The sequence below is a fragment of the Phytobacter sp. RSE-02 genome (genome assembly GCF_040578655.1).
GTDB lineage: Bacteria > Pseudomonadota > Gammaproteobacteria > Enterobacterales > Enterobacteriaceae > Phytobacter > Phytobacter diazotrophicus.
The window spans coordinates 260533-282448 of the sequence record NZ_JBEULY010000005.1 but is presented as its reverse complement, the minus strand read 5'-3'; the positions used below and the strand labels follow the sequence as shown (position 1 = coordinate 282448).

The following is a 21916-nucleotide window of genomic DNA, read 5'->3' as shown; positions in this document are numbered from 1 at the left end:
TGTAAGTTGCAGGCTTGACGCGACTGCTAAAAAGACAATAGTTAGGTAAGGGATATCTACCCTCGCCTTTTGCCCAACAAAAACGATAACAAATACGCCGTTTTGGCTCTTTTGTGGAGTCGCATTGATGAAAATTAAAAACAGTGGCCGTTTGATAGCGGTAGTGCCTGCTTGTCTGCTTTTTAGCCATGCTGCATTTGCCTGGCAACAAGAATATATCGCGATCGATTCGCAAAATAATATGCCGCAACGCTATACATGGGATAGCGATCACCAGCCACGTTATAACGATATCCTGGAAGAACGCATTCGCTCGGCGCAGAGTGGGCCTGGCGTTGCCTTTAATCTGCCAGATAAAACGCCGATGGATGCCGTCAGCACTATGAGTATTGGCCTGAATATTCCACTCACAGGCAATGTGATGACCGGGCCGGTGGCTGTCTGGCATTACGATGGCTCTACGACGTCAATGTACAATGAATATGGCGACAGCGCGACCACGTCGCAATACAGCGATCCGCTCTGGCATGCGACCGTCAGTTCCCTGGGATGGCGCGTGGATAGCCATATTGGTGACTTTCGTCCATGGGCGCAAATTAGTTACAACCAACAGTTCGGTGAAAACGTCTGGAAATCACAATCCGGGCTGAGTCGCCTGACCGCGGCGAACCAGTACGGCAACTGGCTGGATGTGTCTGTCGGTGCCGATATGCTGCTTAATCAACATTTCGCCGCTTATGCCTCAATGTCGCAGTCGGAAAACTCGCTCACCGGGCCGAATTATCTCTACAGCATGGGCGTCAGCGCCCGTTTTTAAAGATCATTTAATACAAAGTGATCACAATTAAGAAACAATAAACACGCGCTCTGTATCGATAGTATGTACTAACTCACCTGAGAAAATGAGGTGAGTCTGTTTTTCGAAATGTCATTCATTCCTGCATATATGCATTTCATTCCCCGCTTACTGCATTTCATGCCTTTTTAGCCCTGGCATGAAATGCGCTTCGTTATTGTTGTCCGCAGTGAATTCCCTTAATTTTCTCTGCAGGACAACTGCCATGAATACATCATCCTTGAATCGCACACGCTGGCTGACGCTGGCTGGCACCATCATCACACAATTTGCGTTGGGATCTGTTTATACCTGGAGCCTGTTTAATAGCGCGCTGGCAGACAAGCTGGGCGAGCCGGTAAGCCAGGTTGCATTTTCATTTGGTTTGTTAAGTCTGGGGCTGGCGTTATCCTCCTCCATCGCCGGGAAACTGCAGGAACGTTTTGGTGTAAAACGGGTGACCATAGCGTCTGGCGTGCTGTTGGGTATCGGCTTTTTCTTGACCGCCCACTCCAACAACCTGACGATGCTGTGGCTAAGTGCGGGTGTGCTTGTGGGGCTGGCGGATGGCGCCGGTTACCTGCTCACCCTTTCCAACTGTGTGAAATGGTTCCCGGAACGTAAAGGGCTGATTTCCGCCTTCGCCATCGGGGCTTATGGCCTGGGCAGCCTGGGTTTTAAATTCATCGACAGCCACCTGCTGGCCACCGTTGGCCTGGAACAGACCTTCATGATCTGGGGCGCGATGGTGCTGGTGATGATTGTCTGCGGCGCGATGCTGATGACTGACGCTCCGCAACAAAAAGTGGGTGCGGTCAATGGTGTGGTGGAAAACGACTTCACGCTGGCGCAGTCCATGCGTAAACCGCAATACTGGATGTTAGCCGTAATGTTCCTGACCGCCTGCATGAGTGGCCTGTATGTGATTGGCGTAGCGAAAGATATTGCGCAGGGCATGGTGCACCTTGATGTGGCAACGGCCGCCAATGCGGTCACCGTGATCTCTATTGCGAACCTCACCGGTCGTCTGGTGCTGGGCATTCTGTCCGATAAAATCGCTCGCATCCGCGTTATTACCATTGGCCAGGTGATTTCACTGGTTGGCATGGCAGCCCTGCTGTTTGCGCCACTGAATGCGGTTTCCTTTTTCGCGGCGATTGCCTGCGTAGCTTTCAATTTCGGCGGCACCATTACCGTGTTCCCGTCGCTGGTCAGCGAGTTCTTTGGTCTGAACAACCTCGCGAAAAACTACGGTGTGATTTACTTAGGTTTTGGTATCGGCAGTATTTGCGGCTCGATTATCGCTTCGCTGTTTGGCGGTTTCTATGTCACTTTCTGCGTCATCTTCGCGCTCCTGATTGTCTCCCTGGCACTTTCCACGACCATCCGTCAGCCGCAGCGCAGCGTGTATAAACCAGCGCATGCCTGATTCCCCTCTGCTTTACAAAAAGCCGCCGACATACACTGTCGGCGGCTTTTTTATTACCCTTACGTGCGGGCTTTTCTGAGGCTCCCCTGACAACGACTATTCTTAATGGCAGGTCTTCCAACAGAAGGAGTTGCACATGTCGTTAGAAAAAGTGGTGTATCGGGCGAAGGCGAAAGCCACCGGAGGCCGTGACGGCAGAGCCATCTCTTCCGATGGCGTTCTGGATGTGAAACTGGGCGTGCCAAAAGAGATGGGGGGAGCCGGTGGGGAGGTGACGAACCCGGAACAACTTTTCGCCGCCGGGTATTCGGCCTGTTTTCTCGGAGCGTTAAAACATGTCGCGTCGGTAGAAAAACAGCGCCTACCGCAAGAGGCTTATATTGAAGGCACCGTGGGCATTGGCCCTTTGCCGACCGGGTTTGGTATTGAAGCGCAACTGGATATTCACCTGCCGGGAATGGATCATCAGATAGCACAGGAATTGGTGAAAAAAGCCCATATAGTGTGCCCTTATTCCAATGCGACCCGCGGCAATATTGACGTTAAGCTGAACGTGATCACTTCCTGAATACTATTCAGGTGTCAGATAGTGTGTTTCCGGTTATATAATTTTGTAAATGTATGACCGGATCACACTCCGGACAGACACTTTTTCCTTTCCTTGTGGTCTACTTATCCGCGCTTAAGAAGTTCCTCAATTAACTTCCCTTGCGTTTAATGCCCGATCGGTGCTGCTACAAGCGCTGAGCGGCTTTGTTTTCCCTTTTTCCAGGGTTGCTTGCATGAGTTATTTAAAAGCAATGACTCAGCAGAAATTGAGTTTTCTGCTGGCGTTGTATATTGGCTTGTTTATGAATAGCGCAGTTTTCTACCGTCGGTTTGATGGTTATGCGCAAGCGTTCACCGTCTGGAAAGGACTCTCTGCGGTTGTTGAACTGGTTGCCACTGTTCTGGTGACTTTCTTTTTATTACGTGTGCTCTCATTGTTCGGGCGCCGGGCCTGGCGTGTACTGGCCTCGCTGGTGGTGCTGTTTTCAGCAGCAGCCAGCTATTACATGACCTTCCTGAATGTGGTTATTGGCTATGGCATTATCGCTTCGGTGATGACCACAGACATCGATCTCTCCAAAGAGGTGGTGGGCTGGCAGCTCATTGCCTGGGTGGCGATTGTCAGTGTTATGCCGCTGTTGTCTATCTGGAATAACCGCTGTCGCTACACCCTGTTGCGCCAGTTGCGTACGCGCGGCCACCGTGTGCAGAGCGTGACCCTGGTCGTCCTGGCCGCGCTGCTGGTATGGGGCCCCATTCGCCTTCTGGATTTGCAGCAGAAGGAAGAAGAACGGACATCGGGCGTGGACATGCCGAGCTATGGCGGCGTGGTGGCGAACTCCTATCTCCCTTCCAACTGGCTTTCAGCACTTGGGCTGTACGCCTGGGCGCAGGTAGACGAGTCGTCGGATCATCGTTCCTTGATCAACCCGGCGGCGAAATTCAGTTATGTCGCGCCGGACGACATCAATGACACCTATGTCGTGTTTATCATTGGTGAAACGACGCGCTGGGATCACATGGGGTTACTCGGTTACTCGCGTAACACCACGCCAAAGCTGGCGCAGGAGAAGAACCTGGTCGCTTTCCGTGGCTACTCGTGTGATACCGCCACCAAGCTGTCGCTGCGGTGTATGTTCGTACGTGAAGGTGGGGCGGAGGATAATCCCCAGCGCACGTTAAAAGAGCAAAACGTCTTTTCCGTGCTGAAACAGATGGGCTTCTCTTCCGACCTGTATGCGATGCAAAGCGAGATGTGGTTTTACAGCAACACGATGGCAGACAACATTGCCTATCGTGAACAGATTGGCGCGGAGCCGCGTAACCGGGGCAAGAGCGTTGACGATATGCTGTTAATTGATGAGTTGCAGCAATCGCTAAATAACAACAAGCAGGGCAAGCATCTGATTATCCTGCATACCAAAGGTTCGCACTTCAATTATACCCAGCGCTATCCACGTAGCTTCGCACAGTGGACGCCGGAGTGTGTGGGGGTGGACGATAAATGCAGCAAAGAAGAGTTGATCAATTCGTACGATAACTCCGTCACCTATGTGGACTATTTTATCGACAACGTAATCGACAAGCTGCGCGATAAGAAAGCGATTATCTTCTATGCGGCGGACCACGGTGAGTCGATTAATGAGAAGGAACATCTGCACGGTACGCCGCGTAAGATGGCGCCACCGGAGCAGTTCCGCGTACCGATGATGGTATGGATGTCGGACAAATATCTGCAAAATCCGGACAAGGCGAAGATGTTTGCACAGCTCAAACAGCAGGCGGAGATCAAGGTGCCGCGCCGCCACGTTGAACTGTACGACACCATCATGGGCTGCCTGGGATATACCTCGCCAAACGGCGGGATTAATGAAAATAACAACTGGTGCCACGTGCCTGCTAACAAGGTAAATTGAGGCGCTGGCGGCTTTCTCGCCAGTCAGTTGGCTTTTTTACATTAAGGGATTGACGGTCGGGGTGTGTGGCAGTAAGATGCGCCCCGCATTCGGTGATTGGCGCAGCCTGGTAGCGCACTTCGTTCGGGACGAAGGGGTCGGAGGTTCGAATCCTCTATCACCGACCAAATTCGAAAAGCCTGCTCAACGAGCAGGCTTTTTTGCATCTGTGCCAAAGAGGAGAGAACCTCCGGGGGCAGGGAGGTTCGACCCGAGCGAAGCGAGAGAACGTTGCGTCAGCAACGGCCCGCAGGGCGAGCCACGCAGTGGCGAGTAATCGCTATCACCGACCAAATTCGAAAAGCCTGCTCAACGAGCAGGCTTTTTTGCATCTGTGGTTTTGTAGCCTGGCAAGCAAAGCGCCGCCGGGGTGGTGCTATTGAACCGCATCACCCTCACCCCGACCCTCTCCCTCAAGGGCTGAGGAATCCCCACAAAAATGCGAGCACGATCGGTCCCCTCTCCTCTTTGGGGAGAGGGTTAGGGTGAGGGGGAAAATGCGGCTCTGATGGTCATTCCGTTCACCTTATGTTCCTTGCTTTTCTGTCGCGACAGAACTCGTGAACGTGCCAGGGTGGCTCACCGCCACCACCCTGGCGACCCGGGCTCCCGGCCAGGAAAATCGCCGCTGGCGCGGTCCATGATGCTTATGTCGTCTGACTTTCGGGTCGGGGACCAGCCTGCGTCCTTGCAGGCTATCCCCTCCGCCCGCTTCCCTGCGGGCGGCCCCGGTCAGCCGCCAACGCCTCATCGATTTTCAGCCGGACCCTGTCATCGCTGTCACTGTTTTATTCTTATTAAGCGGCGTTGTCGCTGTAAAACGTAAGATTACTGGGGATTCCTCAGCCCTCAAGGGAGAGGGGGAAAACCAGCCGCTTCTGTTACCGTTCCATAACCTTATTTCACCCTACCGCGTCACGGTTTTGTGACATAATCCATTGTATTTTTTTATATATAGTTCGATCTTTTTTCGCGTTGCTTATGGATAGAGTTAGCATTTTACGCTGTGCGTTTTAACGTTCGCGGTATTAATCGCTCACATATTCAGCATTCCGCAAGAAATTTTTCATAATCTGCTCAAACGTTAAACACCAACCTGAGATGATTCTCAAGCTTATTATTCTGCCCATAACGGCATAGCACAAATTTACCTGCTGAAAATAGCAGCTTGAAGTTTTTTTTAACTTTGTTTGTTGATTCTCATCAACGATGTAAATCCCCGTTACCTGTATTGACGTTTTGACATTCTATTGACAGATTGTAGGGCATGAGGGGCATTTCATGGAGAATCTGCACTGCAACTCAGTCAATCTCGTGAAAGGATTTCCCGTCTCTCATAGCTTCCGATAAGTCCAGGCAAAAATCTAATAACGGCCTGTCGGATAACCCAGCGCAAGGGTAACAACACATATCACATTGGAGCAGAATAATGAGTATTTCCTTGAAGAAGTCAGGGATGCTGAAGCTTGGTCTTAGCCTGGTGGCTATGACTGTGGCGGCCAGCGTGCAGGCAAAAACCCTGGTTTATTGTTCAGAAGGCTCGCCTGAAGGCTTTAACCCACAGCTTTTCACTTCTGGTACTACTTACGATGCCAGCTCTGTGCCGATTTATAACCGTCTGGTTGAGTTCAAAACCGGTACTACTGAGGTCATTCCGGGTCTTGCTGAGAAGTGGGATATCAGCGCCGATGGCAAAACCTACACTTTCCACCTGCGTAAAGGCGTGAAGTGGCAGGACAACAAAGATTTCAAACCGACGCGTGAATTCAACGCGGACGACGTCGTATTTTCCTTTGATCGTCAGAAAAACGCCCAGAACCCGTACCATAAAGTCTCTGGCGGCAGCTACGAATACTTTGAAGGTATGGGCCTGCCAGACCTGATTAGCGAAGTGAAGAAAGTCGACGACAACACCGTTCAATTCGTGCTGACCCGTCCGGAATCTCCGTTCCTGGCTGACCTGGCAATGGACTTCGCGTCTATTCTGTCCAAAGAATATGCCGACAACATGCTGAAAGCCGGTACGCCGGACAAAGTTGACCTGGATCCGATCGGTACCGGTCCGTTCCAGTTGCAACAGTACCAGAAAGATTCCCGTATTCTGTACAAAGCGTTTGAAGGTTACTGGGGCACCAAGCCGCAGATTGACCGCCTGGTCTTCTCCATCACGCCTGACGCTTCCGTACGTTATGCCAAACTGCAGAAAAACGAGTGCCAGGTTATGCCGTACCCGAACCCGGCTGACATCGCTCGTATGAAACAAGACAAAAACATTAACCTGATGGAGCAGGCTGGCCTGAACGTCGGTTACATGTCTTTCAACACCGAGAAGAAACCGTTTGATGACGTGAAAGTGCGTCAGGCGCTGACTTACGCGGTAAATAAAGAAGCGATCATCAAAGCCGTTTACCAGGGTGCTGGCGTAGCCGCGAAAAACCTGATTCCGCCGACAATGTGGGGCTATAACGACGACGTTAAGGATTACACCTACGACGTTGAGAAAGCGAAACAGTTGCTGAAAGAATCCGGCCACGAGCAGGGCTTCACCGTTGAACTGTGGGCGATGCCGGTACAGCGTCCGTACAACCCGAACGCTCGCCGTATGGCTGAGATGATTCAGGCTGACTGGGCGAAAATCGGTGTTCAGGCCAAGATCGTTACCTACGAGTGGGGCGAGTACCTGAAACGCGCCAAAGCGGGTGAGCACCAGGCTGTAATGATGGGCTGGACCGGCGACAATGGGGATCCGGATAACTTCTTCGCAACCCTGTTTAGCTGCGCTGCGGCGAAAGACGGTTCCAACTACTCTCGCTGGTGCTACAAGCCGTTTGAAGACCTGATTCAGCCGGCTCGCGCAACTGACGACCACAACAAGCGTATTGAACTGTACAAACAGGCTCAGGTAGTGATGCATGACCAGGCTCCGGCACTGATTGTCGCGCACTCCACCGTGTATGAGCCGGTGCGTAAAGAAGTCAAAGGCTACGTGGTTGATCCGCTGGGCAAACACCACTTCGAAAACGTGTCAGTTGAATAATAGGCACGATGCCTGAGTCCCTCCTCCCTTTCCGGGGGGAGGGTTTTTGTTCCTTATTCCTCCGGGAAAAGGCCTGGATAGAGGGGATTTTCCCGTTTATCCAAACATTTGTGAGCAATACAGACGCACTACCGCCAGGTGCATGCGTCACTACAGAGAATCCGGGTTATGTTGCAGTTCATCCTCCGACGTCTGGGGCTAGTTATCCCGACGTTTATCGGTATCACCCTTCTCACCTTTGCCTTCGTTCATATGATTCCCGGTGACCCGGTGATGATCATGGCAGGTGAGCGTGGTATCTCTCCTGAGCGTCATGCCCAGTTGCTGGCAGAGCTTGGTCTCAACAAGCCGCTGTGGCAGCAATACGTCAACTATGTGTGGGGCGTGTTGCATGGTGATTTAGGGATCTCTCTTAAGAGCCGTCTTCCGGTGTGGGACGAGTTCGTACCGCGTTTTAAAGCGACGCTGGAACTCGGCATCTGCGCCATGATTTTCGCGGTGGCTGTCGGTATCCCGGTGGGCGTAATGGCCGCTGTGAAGCGTGGTTCCATTTTTGATCATACCGCCGTGAGCCTCGCGCTGACCGGTTACTCCATGCCTATCTTCTGGTGGGGCATGATGCTGATCATGCTGGTGTCGGTACACTGGAACCTGACGCCGGTATCCGGGCGCGTCAGTGACATGGTGTTCCTTGATGATAGCAACCCGCTTACCGGTTTTATGCTGATCGACACGGCTATCTGGGGCGAGCAGGGTAACTTTATCGATGCCCTGGCGCACATGATTCTGCCTGCCATTGTGCTGGGGACAATCCCGCTGGCGGTTATCGTCCGTATGACCCGCTCCTCGATGCTGGAAGTGCTGGGCGAAGACTATATCCGCACCGCGCGCGCCAAAGGGTTAACCCGTATGCGCGTTATCATCGTCCATGCGCTGCGCAATGCGATGCTGCCGGTGGTGACCGTTATCGGTCTGCAGGTCGGGACATTGCTGGCAGGCGCGATCCTGACGGAAACCATCTTCTCCTGGCCGGGCCTGGGCCGCTGGTTGATTGACGCGCTGCAACGCCGCGATTATCCGGTTGTGCAGGGTGGGGTATTGCTGGTCGCGACGATGATTATTCTCGTCAACCTGTTGGTCGACCTGCTCTACGGCGTGGTGAACCCGCGTATTCGTCACAAGAAGTAAGGGGCCATCATGTCACAAGTTACTGAAAATAAAGTTATCTCTGCACCGGTCCCGATGACCCCGCTGCAGGAGTTCTGGCACTATTTCAAACGTAATAAAGGCGCGGTTGTTGGTCTGGTTTACGTGGTCCTGATGCTGCTTATCGCCATCTTCGCGAACGTGCTGGCGCCGCATAACCCGGCGGATCAGTTCCGCGATGCGCTACTGGCGCCGCCGGTCTGGCAGGATGGCGGCACATGGTCGCATATTCTGGGTACCGATGACGTAGGCCGCGATACCCTGTCGCGTCTGATGTTTGGCGCGCGCCTGTCGCTGCTGGTCGGCTGTCTGGTAGTGGTGCTGTCATTGATCATGGGGATTATCCTTGGCCTGGTGGCGGGCTACTTTGGCGGTGTCATCGATAGCATCATCATGCGTGTTGTCGACATCATGCTGGCGCTGCCGAGCCTGCTGCTGGCGCTGGTCCTGGTGGCGATATTCGGTCCTTCGATAGTCAACGCGTCGTTAGCGCTCACTTTCGTCGCCTTGCCGCACTATGTACGTCTTACCCGTGCCGCGGTGCTGGTGGAAGTTAACCGCGATTACGTGACGGCTTCCCGCGTGGCGGGGGCTGGCGCGATGCGTCAGATGTTCGTCAATATTTTCCCTAACTGCCTTGCGCCGCTGATTGTTCAGGCGTCGCTCGGTTTCTCGAACGCCATTCTCGACATGGCCGCCCTCGGCTTCCTTGGCATGGGCGCGCAGCCTCCAACACCGGAGTGGGGCACTATGCTCTCCGACGTGTTGCAGTTCGCGCAAAGTGCCTGGTGGGTCGTGACCTTCCCTGGTCTGGCGATCCTGCTGACGGTGCTGGCATTTAACCTGATGGGTGACGGCCTGCGTGATGCGCTCGACCCCAAACTGAAGCAGTAAGAGGTTCGAGATGGCGTTATTAAATGTTAATAAATTATCGGTGCATTTCGGCGACGAAGGCAGCGAGTTTCGCGCAGTAGACCGCGTAAGCTACAGTGTGAATCAGGGTGAAGTGGTTGGCATCGTGGGGGAGTCTGGCTCTGGTAAATCGGTCAGCTCGCTGGCGATCATGGGGTTGATTGACTTCCCAGGCCGCGTAATGGCGGAACATCTGGAGTTTAACGGTCAGGATTTGAAACGCATTTCGGAAAAAGAGCGCCGCAGTCTGGTGGGTTCCGAAGTGGCGATGATCTTCCAGGATCCGATGACCAGCCTGAACCCCTGCTACACCGTCGGTTTCCAGATTATGGAAGCGATCAAAGTGCATCAGGGTGGCAATAAGCACACCCGCCGCCAGCGCGCGATTGATCTGCTCAACCAGGTCGGTATTCCCGATCCGGCATCAAGGCTGGACGTTTATCCTCATCAGCTCTCCGGTGGGATGAGCCAGCGTGTCATGATTGCGATGGCGATCGCGTGTCAGCCGAAACTGCTGATTGCCGATGAGCCAACGACTGCGCTGGACGTGACTATTCAGGCGCAGATTATTGAGCTGCTGCTGGAGCTACAGCAAAAAGAGAACATGGCGCTGATCCTGATCACCCATGACCTGGCGCTGGTGGCCGAAGCGGCACACAAAATCATCGTGATGTATGCAGGCCAGGTGGTGGAAACCGGGGCGGCGAAAGATATCTTCCGCGCACCGCGTCATCCGTATACCCAGGCACTGCTGCGGGCATTGCCGGAATTTGCGCAGGATAAAGCGCGTCTGGCGTCGCTGCCAGGCGTCGTACCCGGTAAGTATGACCGTCCGAATGGCTGTCTGCTGAACCCGCGTTGCCCCTATGCAACGGACCGATGCCGCGCCGAAGAGCCTGCGTTGAACACCGTTGACGGTGGACGCCAGTCGAAATGTCACTACCCACTCGATGATGCCGGGAGGCCCACACTATGAGTACGCACGAGGCCGCCACGCAACCGCTGTTGCAGGCTATCGACCTGAAAAAACACTACCCGGTGAAGAAGGGGCTGTTCGCCCCGGAACGCCTGGTAAAAGCGCTGGACGGCGTATCGTTCACCCTGGAACGTGGCAAAACGCTGGCTGTGGTCGGTGAATCCGGTTGTGGTAAATCCACGCTGGGCCGTCTGCTGACAATGATCGAAACCCCGACCGGTGGTGAGCTGTATTACCAGGGGCAGGATCTGCTGAAACACGATCCGCATGCGCAGAAACTGCGTCGCCAGAAAATCCAGATCGTGTTCCAGAACCCATACGGTTCGCTGAACCCGCGCAAAAAAGTGGGACAGATTCTGGAAGAACCGCTGCTGATTAACTCCTCCCTGAGCAAGGCGGAGCGTCGTGAGAAAGCGCTGGCGATGATGGCGAAAGTCGGCCTGAAAACCGAGCATTATGACCGTTACCCGCACATGTTCTCCGGCGGTCAGCGTCAGCGTATCGCTATTGCCCGTGGTCTGATGCTGGACCCGGACGTGGTGATTGCCGACGAACCGGTCTCCGCGCTGGACGTTTCTGTTCGCGCGCAGGTGCTGAACCTGATGATGGACTTGCAGCAGGATTTGGGGCTGTCCTATGTGTTTATCTCCCACGACCTGTCCGTGGTGGAACACATTGCCGATGAAGTGATGGTGATGTATCTGGGCCGCTGCGTCGAGAAGGGCACCAAGGACCAGATCTTCTCTAATCCGCGTCATCCGTACACCCAGGCGCTGCTCTCTGCGACGCCGCGCCTGAACCCGGACGATCGCCGCGAACGCATCAAGTTGACCGGCGAGCTGCCGAGCCCGCTGAGTCCGCCGCCGGGTTGTGCGTTTAACGCCCGCTGCCGCCGCCGCTTCGGTCCCTGCACCCAGTTGCAGCCGCAGCTCAAAGACTACGGCGGTCAACTGGTTGCCTGCTTCGCGGTCGATCAGGATGAAAACGGCGAAAAGCCACAGGCGTAACGCGCTGAAATAAAAAACCGGAGCCATGCGCTCCGGTTTTTTTATGCCTCCCCGGATGCGCTAATGCTTCATTCGGGCTATCGTTCGTAGCCCCGGTAAGCGCAGCGCCACCGGGGACTGTGGGTTTTAGCTCATCGGCTCACTGTCGTTATCAATCGGCGACCAGTCCAGCTTGCCCTGCTCGCACACCTGACGCCAGGCGAGGAAGGTCAGCATCAGCGTCACCACCGCATAGGCGAAAGTCACCGTTGGCGAGGCGTTAACCGCCATCTGGTGTCCATGAATAAAACCAAAGAAGGAAAGCACCGTGGCAGCAGCGGCATAGACCGCGGCCCAGTTAAAACGACGGTCAATGATAAACGCGGCAATCGCCCCCATCATCAGCCCTGCCAGTACGGCACCCCCACCGGTGGTGGCCATACCGTTATAAAGCACGCCGTTATTGGCCATATTGGTCATCACCTCAGCAGGCAGATTCACCGTGTTGGCTCCCGCCGCATTCAGTGCGCCATCGACCTGCGTTTTCGCCCACTCCGCAATATTCGGTACCAGCGCCAGAATAATGGCGGGCGCGTGACGTTTCGGCGACACCTGGAACGCCTGTGCGCCAATCACCAGCCCGATAAATAGCAGAATCGGCACTATCGCGACCAGCGGAATGATCGACAGCAGCAGTGCGGTAAGCCCCAGGAAACAGACAATCGCCATCGCAATACCGGTCGCCAGCGAATAACCGATACGCCCACCCATCGCTTTCCAGCCGGGGTGGCCGATATAGACCGCTGGCGGGAACGGCGAGCCGAGCAGCGCACCGACAATCGCCCCCACACCATCTGCCGCCAGCACCGCACGCAGGTTATAGCTGTCGCCACCTACGGCGGCGGACTCCACGTTATTGAGGATTTCAGTAAAGTTGAAGATACCCAGCGGGATAGCCGTCACCAGCAGCGGCCAGATCAGCTCCGATGGCACGCTGAACACATCGCCGGTAATGGAAGGCAGATGGAGCGCAAAATTGCCGGTTGCTTCTTTTACGGCAGCCGGGTTCATTATGTCACTCAGACCCAGCAGCGTAGCCCCCCAGCCGAGCACGCAGCCAACGATGACCACGGCCAGCCCGCCTGGTAAACCGAACGGCAGACGGACATTCCCGACCCAGTTGAGCAGGATAATGGCGAAACAGATGACGCCAATCCATGCGGTATCAAACATCTGATAAGCCGGGCGCATCGCGATAAAAGCAATCGCGATCCCGGCCAGCGTCCCGAGCATAGCGGCACGCGGGGTATATTTACGGATGGTCGGGCCAACGACAACGCCGAGCAGGACAATAATACCGACGAACATCGCCCAGATAAGACCCAGCTTCCACGCCAGCATCCAGTCTTTATGAATCAGCAGTGTAGGCAGCATTACCACAAAAACCACGATAAACATATGCGGCACGCTGGGGCCATAAGGCAGAGCGGTAACATCATTGCGGCCTTCGCGCTGGGCTAATTTCCAGGCAAGCCAGGCATAGAAGAGATTTCCGAGGGGAAGTGCAATGCCCAGAGCAGGCAGGATACGACCATAAACCGTTGTTGCCGGGATTTGCGCAACGTACAGTGCCAGCCCGGAGAGCACCAGCACATTCAATAACACATTCGTGAACAGACCAAAAAAAGCATTTAAATCGCCCGCGACCCAAAGCTGTGGCCGATGAGCGAGATTTCCTTGCGCCATGATCCTACTCCTGACGTTATCAAGCTGTCATAAAGTGGCCGGTATAAGCTCTCCAGCCTCCCAAAGAGGTAATTTCTTTTTGTCCTTCTACCAGCCAGGGTTCGGCCAGCACACCCAGTACTTCACTACCGTCACTCAACTCGACCTTACCGACACACAATCCGGCAGGTTCTTTTAGCAGGATCTCGCCAAGCCCGGCAGGCGGCACCGCCCAAATTTCCAGCGCAATTTGCCCGCCCTCTCCGGGTGTGCGAATCATGCCTGGGTGGTTATCATTAATGCTCCAGCAGCGGTAGCAGGCGGCGGTAGTGTCTTCACGAACAAACTCAGCCTGTGCGGCAATCATATTAGGATTAAGCACAAGGCCACGCATTAATGTGCCATTAACGGCCAGTAAAATCTTATTACTTATCATGGTTTTTTGCTCAGAAAAGTGTGCAGCGTTAGCGGGTAAAACGGGTGCTACCCTTGCCGCTTAGCGCGCGGGAAATGCCCTGCGGCGTGGTAATCAGGCCCAGCCCCTGCGGCTGAGCGCGTAAGTAAGTCAGCATGGCTTCAATTTTCGGGGCCATGCTGCCTGCGCCCAATTCATGGCTTTGCAGCAGCGCTTCTGCTTCGGCGAGTGAAAGCTGGCTAAGCCAGCGCTGCGTTGCCGCCGACAGCGACGACAGCGACCTTACCGCTACACACGATCGTTCCCTTGCGACAGAGCCGTCAGCCCGGCAATGAAGCAGGCCAGCGGTGCGGTGGTAATACCCGCGCCAATTTGTCCGACCCCTGCCAGCTTATGGGCGATTCCGGTATTGATAATGGGCAGAATATTGCTATCGACAACGCGCCGCGCATCAATGCCGCAGCCGCTGCCCACAAAATTGAGGGCGGGCAGGGTAAATGCCGGCTGGGTGGTTAAGGTAATTTCATGCATAGCCTGGCTGTGTCTCACCGCATCGGCCGGGGTGCCGCCAACAAATTTCACGATAGCCGGTGACGCCGCCATGGCAAAACCGCCAATGCCTGCGGTTTCCGTAATGGCCGAATCGCCCAGATCTGCCGCCGCATCATTAACGCCAAAACCGGGGAAGAACAGGCCATCAACCGGGTTAGCCGGGGCCTGAAACCAGCGATCGCCGGTCCCGGAAAGACGGATACCGAAGTTGACGCCGTTGCGTGCCATCACCGTGACCATGGAACTGTGCGGGACATTGCTGGCGGCATCGAGCATCGATTTACAGGCCGCCATGGAGAGATTCAGGAAGAAGTGATCGTTGGCCGCGATAAACTCCAGCACTTCCGGGCCCTTTTCAATGCGGGCCAGATGGGAGGCCAGGCGGCGAAAGAACAACCCGCTGGCCGCGACGTTGCGGTTATGGCATTCATCACCCATATGTAGCGCCTGGGCAATCATGGGCTTAAGTTCAATATCGCCGCTCATGGCAAGGGCTTTCTTGAGCACAGGCGCCAGCACATTGGCCATCCAGCGCAGACGGGTCAGGACCTCGTCATGATTGGCGCCAAAACGCAGCACTTTCCCGAGCCCTTCGTTGAAATTACAGTAGGCCCGGTTGCCATGCGTTTTGTTCTCTACTATCCACACAGGCATGGAGGGGCTAATGATCCCCGCCATTGGCCCGGTAGCGTGGTGGTGATGACAGGGTTCCAGCGCGACCTCGCTATTTGACGCCATTAGCATGGCCTGCTCAACGCTGTCAGCCCACCTTTCGAGCACAATCGCCCCGGCAATCGCCCCTTGCATTGGGCCACACATGTCTGCCCAGGCGATGGGCGGACCTGCGTGCAAAATTTTGCGTTCTGCCGCCAGCGCCGGAATGGCTTCCTGCGCTGTACTGATTCCGATCAGCACCGGTTGCGCATCCAGGTAGCGCTGCAACGCGATGTCATTTGCCGCATCCACGCGGGTATCCGCCATTAATTTCGCCAACATCCAGTTAGCCTCTTCATCGCCGAATGCGGCGGGCTGCCATTGCAGATGCAACACGTCCCCCCCTGCATCCCGCAGATTATTGGCGAAACTCTCCAGACCCAGGTTGAGCACGCTGAGCGGTTGTTGAAATAACGTCGTCATAATCTATTTCCGTTGAAGGGCTACAAAAGCCGCCAGTCGCGCGGCCTCGATATTGCTGTCCGCCACCAGAACGCCAGCCTGTTCTAAACATTCAATTTGCTGCTGACGATTCTGAGGATCGTCTTCGGTCCCGCAAACGTGCGCAATCAGCAAAAGGTGTCGCTGCGCTTGAGCGGCTTCTTGCCGCAGCGTATCCAGCACAGGCAATAACGTGGCGCAAGGATCTGCGCTGGCGCCGTAGCCCAGAACAATGTCAAACAACAGGACGGCCGTGGTGGGATCGCGACCTTCCGACAACAGGCGTGCGTTGCGCAGTTTGGGGTCAATCATGGGATGCGGTCGGCCCTGGGTGAATTCGTCATCCCCCATATCGACCAGACTATGTCCGGTACCCTGCTGACGGCTGCGTAATTCCGTGGCCCCACGAACAGGGGCGTTGGATTCACATGACAGCCCCGCCGCCAGCAGGGCGAGTTGTGCTTCGTAACAGAATGTGCCACCGGCGAATACGCCGCGAATGTCTTTTTGTTTTGCCGCCATTGCCCCAATGCTGTCCCGGGCTTTGGCGAGGAGAGCTTCCCTGGTGCTGGTCTCTTTGGGCGCCTTTTTACCCTCTAACGTGGCTACCGCGATCTCCGCTGCGTGACGCAGACTGAGTGCGGGTATGACGCCTTCATATTGCAAACTGTGCTCGTCGGCGCCCAGAAAATGGACGACGACGGGTTTTTCACACTGGCGTGCGCAGGCCAGTACTTTTTGCATAATCCCTGGTGCTGGTGGTTTAGAAATAAGAACAATAAGTTGTGTTTCAGGATCTTCTGCTAACAGGGTGATGCCCTGAATCATGCTCAGACCGCCGATGGCTTCGTGCAGATCGCGCCCGCCCGTGCCGATGGCCTGCGACACGCCAGCGCCAAGATGGTGAATATGGCAACTGACCTCTTGTAGTCCGGTCCCGGATGCTGCCACCAGGCCAATAGCGCCGCGTCGTACCACATTGGCAAAGCCCAGCGGCAGACCGTTGATAATGGCGGTACCGCAATCCGGCCCCATGACCAACAACTGGTTCTGGCTGGCGTAACGCTTGATAGCGGCTTCTTGATCTTCCGGAACGTTATCGCTGAATATCATCACGTGCAGACCGTTGCTCAGCGCTTTCAATGCTTCGGCAGCGGCATAGCGGCCTGGCACAGAAATCAGGGCAAAATTGGCCTCCAGCGCGTCGTGCAGACCCATAGCGATACTGACAGGTACACGCTGTGTCGCGCCGGAAGCGGGCTCAACAGCAGAAGGGCGCAGCAAGGAGGCCGCGAGTTCCAGCGCCGCTTGCGCAGCGGCTTCGCTGGCTTCCAGCGCAATTAACAGATCGTTAGGGCGCGCGTCGATGACAATGTCCATGCCCGCGTCACGCATGCGTTCAATATTAGCCGGGGTCGCCATGGCGACAGATGCTTGCTCTACCCCATCCAGCGCGTTGAGTTTGGCGGAGATCTGCATAAGGGAAACGGAGTCCTTATACAGGTTCGGGAAACATTGATAGTGCAGTGTCATCTTTTATCCTTGGGCAAAAACGGTACTCGCTTTGCTGCTTACTACGTTGTATCGGTCTGCTGGAGCGTCATGGGCGCAGCGCCGCAATGACCTCCGCTGAATGGCTCACCCAGCCGACAATGGCGCCCTGGGCTTTGATCATCGCCAGCGCCGCCTGATGAAATTCCGGAAAGTAGGAGGCGCAGCAATCTTCCGGAATCACCAGCTCATAGCCACGATCGTTGGCTTCACGGGCGGTACTCTGCACACACACCTCGGTGGTGACGCCGCAGATAATGAGCGAGGCGATGCGGTGAGATTGCAGAATGAGATGCAGGTCAGTGGCGTAAAACGCCCCTTTGCCTGGCTTATCAATCACCGGCTCGCCGGGCTGTGGTGTGAGTTCGGGAATGATGTCGTGGCCCGGCTGGCCTCGTACCAGAATGCGGCCCATCGGACCGGGCTCGCCAATAAAGGTTTTACCGCCACGGGTACGTTTGGCGGGCAGGCAATCGCTGAGGTCATCATGGTGCCCTTCCCGGGTATGAATAACCAGCAGACCCGCCTCGCGAGCGCTTTTCAGCAATGCGGCACAGGGTTCGATCGCACGGCGAACAAGGGAGACGTCATTGCCAAGGGCTTCGCCAAAACCACCGCGTTCAACAAAGTCGCGTTGCATATCAATCACCACGAGTGCGGTGGTGGCGGGATCGAACTGAAAGTCAAAAGGTTGAGCTTTAATCGTGCGCATAAACGTTCCTTTGTTAATTCGCCTTTCATTGGAGTGTACGGAGTGATAACGCCGTGTGCGCAAAAAGCTTTTCTGCCTGAACCTCAAAAAATATGAGGCATCTCTGTACGCGAAAACGCCATAATGCGTAAATCGTGAACTGGCGAGGCTTTAGGCGTACAAGCGTCGGATTTGGGTAAAAAAAGCACCCAAAACAAGATAGCGGATTTGTGACCTCACACCTATTGACAGGCGTAATCATGACCTCAGGAAGAGATTTTGCGGCGATACAACTCTGCGATGCGTTACCCCCATGGCGCCCGACGGTTCCCTGGCTTCGGGTGCATTCGGTTTTTCAGCGTGCCTGTAACGTGCAAACGCCACAAGGGAGGCTATGGGTGGTGCAGGCGAGCGATATGCCGCTGGCCCCGGCGGGAATGGTGACTGACTGCGTTGACCTGCGCCCCTTTTTTACCGTGGGGGAACGGCTGCGCTGGCGTGATGAAACCTGCCTGTACGGCACAAAAGCGCGTATCGAACTGGGCTCAGCCATGCCGGTTTCCACGCGGCTAACACCCTGCGGCGAAGCGCAAATGCTGGCGCGCCTGGCCGCACAGATCGCCACCTTTTTCAGCCATCAGCCGGAAAAAGGCATTCGCCTCGCGCTGCGTACGGACGCGACGTTAATACGCGCGCAGGCCTCTTTGGCCCACTGGCTGCGCACGGGCGAAGGGGAGCTCAACGAACTCCTTATGGGCTTTATTGGTCGGGGGGAGGGGCTTACCCCCGCCGGAGATGATTTCCTGCTGGGCGTGTCGCTGGTTATCAATAACTGGCGCTTTGCGCACGCAGCGGCATTCAACGCGGCGCTGCTCCCCTTACTCGACCGTACGACCGATATCAGCCGCGCCATGCTGGAGCAGGGCTGTAATCATCATTACAGCGCCCAACTGCTGGCGCTGGCGAGAGGCGAAAGCGAGACAGGGCCGCAGGCCATCGCGCGCGTCGCCGACTACGGGCACTCTTCTGGTCACGATATGCTGGCGGGCATCCTCACGGCAGCGCACGCCTTAGCTTAACGGCGTAAATAACCCTTTTTGCACCTCCGGCTGTTTTAACTGCTGCAGCCACCAGTTAAAACAGGGGCGCGGCGGGCGGCTTTGCCAGGCCAGAAACAGCGGTGTCGGTTGTTTGCTCTCTTCAACATGCAGATGTACGAGTCGGCCATCATCAATATAGGGCTGGCAAATATGGCGTGGCAGAAAACCAATGCCCAGCCCTTTGAGATGCATAGAGATCTTCGCATGATAGTCAGGCACGACCACCGCTTTTTGTCCCCGTAGCTGCCAGGCAACTTTGGGTTCAAGTTTTACCGAGGTATCGGGGATGCACACCGCAGGATAAGGACGCAGGTCGTCGGCACGCAGCGGACGATGAATGGCGGTGAGAGGATGATCGGGCGCGATGGCGAATAGCCATTCGACCGTGCCAATTTCCAGGCAGCATATTTCTCCAGGTAAGGCGACCTGGTTGGGCGCGGCAATGGCGATATCCGCCCGTTTTTCCAGTAAGGCGTCCCAGACGCCATCATGTACATCAATCGCGATATGAATTTCGGTTTGCGGGAAAAGTAATTCGCTTTCTGAGAGTAGGGTATAAACCGGTCGCAGGCTGACAATATTATTAAGGGTAATATTGAGACGAGTCTCGACACCAGCGGCAATACGCTGGGTGGCAAACTGGAGATCATCCAGTTGAGTCAGGATAATCTGGCCTTTACTAATGAAATAACGGCCAGCTTCCGTTAATTCGAGCTGTTTCCCGAGGCGTTTGAATAACTTGAGTCCCAATTCACTTTCCAGCTTGTGAACCGTATAGCTAAGCGCCGTCGGTACTTTATGCAGTTCCTCTGCGGCTGCGGCAAAACTACCGCAGCGTGCAATGGTGATGATTACATTCAATGCTTGTGCACTAATCAACATGCCGTCTCCCTTGCCGGATAGCGCGTTGTTAATTTTTAACGCATTACCTGCATCCAGACCAGTTTGCTCATCCGGTCCCTACTAAAAACAGGCGTGTTACGCTAATTCTCAGAGCTATCGTGAGTTGCCGTTTTTTATCCTGGTTCTAAATCAAACAAGTATTTCCATATATTTCAGCGAGTAATAAATAATTAAATCGCTCACTATTCATACTGGTGTAAAACCCTGCATGCCGTGTATTATTTGGTTTTTTGTGTCAATTATCCACATTAAGTTGATTCTTAGGTTGATGTTCAACGTGGTGAGTTGCTATTAACTACTTTAATGATTTTTAGGGAAAAAAAAGATAGCATGTGTACAGGTGAAATTTATATATTTGCTAGAAATAAACAGCGTGTTAGCACTGATGTAATTTAGCCACGCGATAATAAGGCGAATTGTTAATAGCCAAAGCATCTACGTACCCACACGACAGGCGAGCAGCCTAATTATAAAACGAATCTACCAATAACTGATCGCTCAGGTTATGTAGGTGGTGGGTATATAGTTTATTTTGTAAATCATGAGTATAGCTATGAACCATTATGATGATTTGCAGAGGTTTAAGGATAAGACCCGCAACCAAAAATACGAATTCAAGGATCTGTCGGCGCAGAACCTCTCTCCTGACCATGGAAGTTGGGCGATCATGAATCAGCTGGCTCCTGCAACAGAGGAGTCGAAACTGGCAATGGGTGGTCACGTTTCGCTGCCGCAACCGCAAGCTGTCGCCCCGGATGTCTTCGCGAGCGACCAATGTCATGAGCGCGTCGAAAGTATCGATACTATCGACAGTGACAGTATTGAAAGTTCCGAAACCACCGAAAACAGCACCGAAAGCGTTCTTCCCCCTGTCGACGCAGACTTACCGGCGGTGACCACCCCGTCTATTTTCCGTGAAGTTGCCGGACAACTTGCATCGCAATCGGCGGCACCTGTTGCGCCTTCTGCCCAACCGGCGGCTAACCCGGTTGTACCAACGATCACCACCACATCCGCTCCGTCTGCGACAGCGCCTGCTGATTATTCCCGGCTGTTTGCAACGAAAGCGCCAGAAGCAAAACCCACCGTAGAAAAAAACCAACCTTTACAATCTTTGCTAGAAAGGATCGCTTCATGCCGTTGATTTGTGTTTGTTCACCGAAGGGTGGTGTTGGGAAAACGACGCTCACGGCTAATCTGGCTTACGCACTTGCGCGTTCTGGCAGTAAGGTCCTGGCGCTGGATTTTGACGTGCAGAACGCACTGCGTCTGCATTTTGGCGTGCCGCTATCTGACGAGCGTGGTTATGTCGCCAAAGCGGCTGAGTCCTCGGACTGGAGTCAGTTCGTGTTGACCGCAGGCGGGAATATCTTTGTGTTGCCTTATGGCGAAGCCAGCGAAGATCAACGCCAGATATTCGAAGAACGCCTGACGAATGACGAACATTTTCTGATTCGCGGCCTCAACACGTTGCTGAATTATCCGGGCCTGATCATTGTGGCCGATTTTCCTCCCGGTCCCTCTGCTGCACTGAAAGCCATGTCGCGCCTGGCAGACTTGCATCTGGTCATCATGCAGGCAGATACCGCCTCTCTTTCCCTGTTGCCTCACGTTGAAAATCACCGTCTCACCGGGGATGTCCTCAATCGAAAAGCGGGCCATTACTTCGTGCTCAACCAGAGCGACAACCGTCGTCAGGTCAGCCGGGATGTCACCGCATTTATGGAACAGAAATTAGGTAATCAGCTTTTAGGCGTTATTCATCGTGATGAAAGCGTTGTAGAAGCGAATGCCTCGCAGCAATCGGTTTTCGACTTTAGTCCTGCATCCGCCGCTGCATTCGATATCGAACTCATTGCAAAAAGAGTCGCCGGAATCTTAGGCGTAAAAATCGGAGACGGCACGGTTCACAGTAAACCGAAAATGTCTGGCTTCTAAT

Annotated in this window: 19 protein-coding genes, 1 tRNA gene and 1 other RNA gene; 14 read left to right on the top strand and 7 right to left on the bottom strand. The window is 54.5% G+C overall.

The genetic code is table 11. The features are described 5' to 3' along the window. Positions 1-127 precede the first annotated feature (127 nt). The 11 genes from ABU190_RS13705 (at position 128) to dppF (ending at position 11906) form a co-directional block, all read left to right on the top strand. Positions 128-817: an autotransporter domain-containing protein gene (locus ABU190_RS13705; RefSeq protein ID WP_039080193.1), complete on the top strand. Its 690-nt coding sequence runs from the start codon at positions 128-130 to the stop codon at positions 815-817. A 244-nt stretch (positions 818-1061) separates the two neighbouring features. Beyond that, positions 1062-2264, top strand: coding sequence for an MFS transporter (locus ABU190_RS13700; protein WP_039080194.1), 1203 nt, complete (start codon positions 1062-1064; stop codon positions 2262-2264). A gap of 136 nt (positions 2265-2400) precedes the next feature. Beyond that, positions 2401-2832: an organic hydroperoxide resistance protein gene (locus ABU190_RS13695; RefSeq protein WP_354691614.1), complete on the top strand. Its 432-nt coding sequence runs from the start codon at positions 2401-2403 to the stop codon at positions 2830-2832. A 214-nt stretch (positions 2833-3046) separates the two neighbouring features. Beyond that, the gene (gene eptB / locus ABU190_RS13690; RefSeq protein WP_039080196.1) at positions 3047-4729 is read left to right on the top strand and encodes a kdo(2)-lipid A phosphoethanolamine 7''-transferase; all 1683 of its coding nucleotides are present in this window, start codon (positions 3047-3049) and stop codon (positions 4727-4729) included. A 90-nt stretch (positions 4730-4819) separates the two neighbouring features. Then, positions 4820-4896 (top strand) — tRNA-Pro (locus ABU190_RS13685). Between the two features lie 32 nt (positions 4897-4928). Continuing rightward, positions 4929-5061, top strand: a non-coding RNA gene (locus ABU190_RS13680) — RtT sRNA. A gap of 1136 nt (positions 5062-6197) precedes the next feature. Beyond that, positions 6198-7805 (top strand): dipeptide ABC transporter periplasmic-binding protein DppA, encoded by a 1608-nt coding sequence (dppA, locus tag ABU190_RS13675; RefSeq protein ID WP_039080197.1) that lies wholly within the window; start codon positions 6198-6200, stop codon positions 7803-7805. Between the two features lie 168 nt (positions 7806-7973). Beyond that, positions 7974-8993, top strand: a complete 1020-nt coding sequence (gene dppB / locus ABU190_RS13670) for a dipeptide ABC transporter permease DppB (RefSeq protein ID WP_354691613.1) — start codon at positions 7974-7976, stop codon at positions 8991-8993. Between the two features lie 9 nt (positions 8994-9002). Then, a complete protein-coding gene (gene dppC / locus ABU190_RS13665) occupies positions 9003-9905 on the top strand; it encodes a dipeptide ABC transporter permease DppC (RefSeq protein ID WP_354691612.1) in 903 nt (300 codons plus the stop codon). A 10-nt stretch (positions 9906-9915) separates the two neighbouring features. Further along, a complete protein-coding gene (gene dppD / locus ABU190_RS13660) occupies positions 9916-10899 on the top strand; it encodes a dipeptide ABC transporter ATP-binding protein (protein ID WP_193794643.1) in 984 nt (327 codons plus the stop codon). Continuing rightward, positions 10896-11906, top strand: a complete 1011-nt coding sequence (gene dppF / locus ABU190_RS13655) for a dipeptide ABC transporter ATP-binding subunit DppF (RefSeq protein ID WP_039080201.1) — start codon at positions 10896-10898, stop codon at positions 11904-11906. Before dppD ends, dppF begins: the two co-directional genes overlap by 4 nt. Positions 11907-12032: 126 nt before the next feature. On the opposite strand, the gene ABU190_RS13650 is transcribed toward dppF, so the two are convergent. The 6 genes from ABU190_RS13650 to ABU190_RS13625 all read right to left on the bottom strand — a co-directional run bounded on the left by ABU190_RS13650 (position 12033) and on the right by ABU190_RS13625 (position 17995). Further along, complete coding sequence (locus ABU190_RS13650; RefSeq protein ID WP_354691611.1) at positions 12033-13631, bottom strand: regulator; 1599 nt, start codon at positions 13629-13631, stop codon at positions 12033-12035. 19 nt (positions 13632-13650) lie between these two features. After that, positions 13651-14046 (bottom strand): glutamyl-tRNA amidotransferase, encoded by a 396-nt coding sequence (locus ABU190_RS13645; protein ID WP_039080203.1) that lies wholly within the window; start codon positions 14044-14046, stop codon positions 13651-13653. Positions 14047-14074: 28 nt separating this feature from the next. Continuing rightward, a complete protein-coding gene (locus ABU190_RS13640; RefSeq protein WP_354691610.1) occupies positions 14075-14203 on the bottom strand; it encodes a hypothetical protein in 129 nt (42 codons plus the stop codon). A gap of 110 nt (positions 14204-14313) precedes the next feature. After that, positions 14314-15714, bottom strand: coding sequence for a DUF1116 domain-containing protein (locus ABU190_RS13635; RefSeq protein WP_354691609.1), 1401 nt, complete (start codon positions 15712-15714; stop codon positions 14314-14316). Positions 15715-15717: 3 nt separating this feature from the next. Further along, positions 15718-17265 (bottom strand): acyl-CoA synthetase FdrA, encoded by a 1548-nt coding sequence (gene fdrA / locus ABU190_RS13630; protein ID WP_354691608.1) that lies wholly within the window; start codon positions 17263-17265, stop codon positions 15718-15720. A 67-nt stretch (positions 17266-17332) separates the two neighbouring features. Continuing rightward, complete coding sequence (locus ABU190_RS13625; protein WP_354691607.1) at positions 17333-17995, bottom strand: cysteine hydrolase; 663 nt, start codon at positions 17993-17995, stop codon at positions 17333-17335. Positions 17996-18234: 239 nt separating this feature from the next. On the opposite strand from ABU190_RS13625, the gene ABU190_RS13620 reads away from it, so the two are divergent. Next, on the top strand, positions 18235-19053 hold the full coding sequence (locus ABU190_RS13620; protein WP_354691606.1) for a DUF2877 domain-containing protein: 819 nt from the start codon (positions 18235-18237) through the stop codon (positions 19051-19053). On the opposite strand, the gene ABU190_RS13615 is transcribed toward ABU190_RS13620, so the two are convergent. Continuing rightward, positions 19045-19956: a LysR substrate-binding domain-containing protein gene (locus ABU190_RS13615; protein WP_354691605.1), complete on the bottom strand. Its 912-nt coding sequence runs from the start codon at positions 19954-19956 to the stop codon at positions 19045-19047. The genes ABU190_RS13620 and ABU190_RS13615 overlap by 9 nt on opposite strands. Positions 19957-20518: 562 nt before the next feature. Between ABU190_RS13615 and bcsO the strand changes: the two genes are divergently transcribed. Further along, a complete protein-coding gene (gene bcsO / locus ABU190_RS13610) occupies positions 20519-21121 on the top strand; it encodes a cellulose biosynthesis protein BcsO (protein ID WP_354691604.1) in 603 nt (200 codons plus the stop codon). Further along, positions 21112-21915: a cellulose biosynthesis protein BcsQ gene (gene bcsQ / locus ABU190_RS13605; RefSeq protein WP_354691603.1), complete on the top strand. Its 804-nt coding sequence runs from the start codon at positions 21112-21114 to the stop codon at positions 21913-21915. The genes bcsO and bcsQ overlap by 10 nt, the downstream gene beginning before the upstream one ends. Position 21916: the final 1 nt, after the last annotated feature.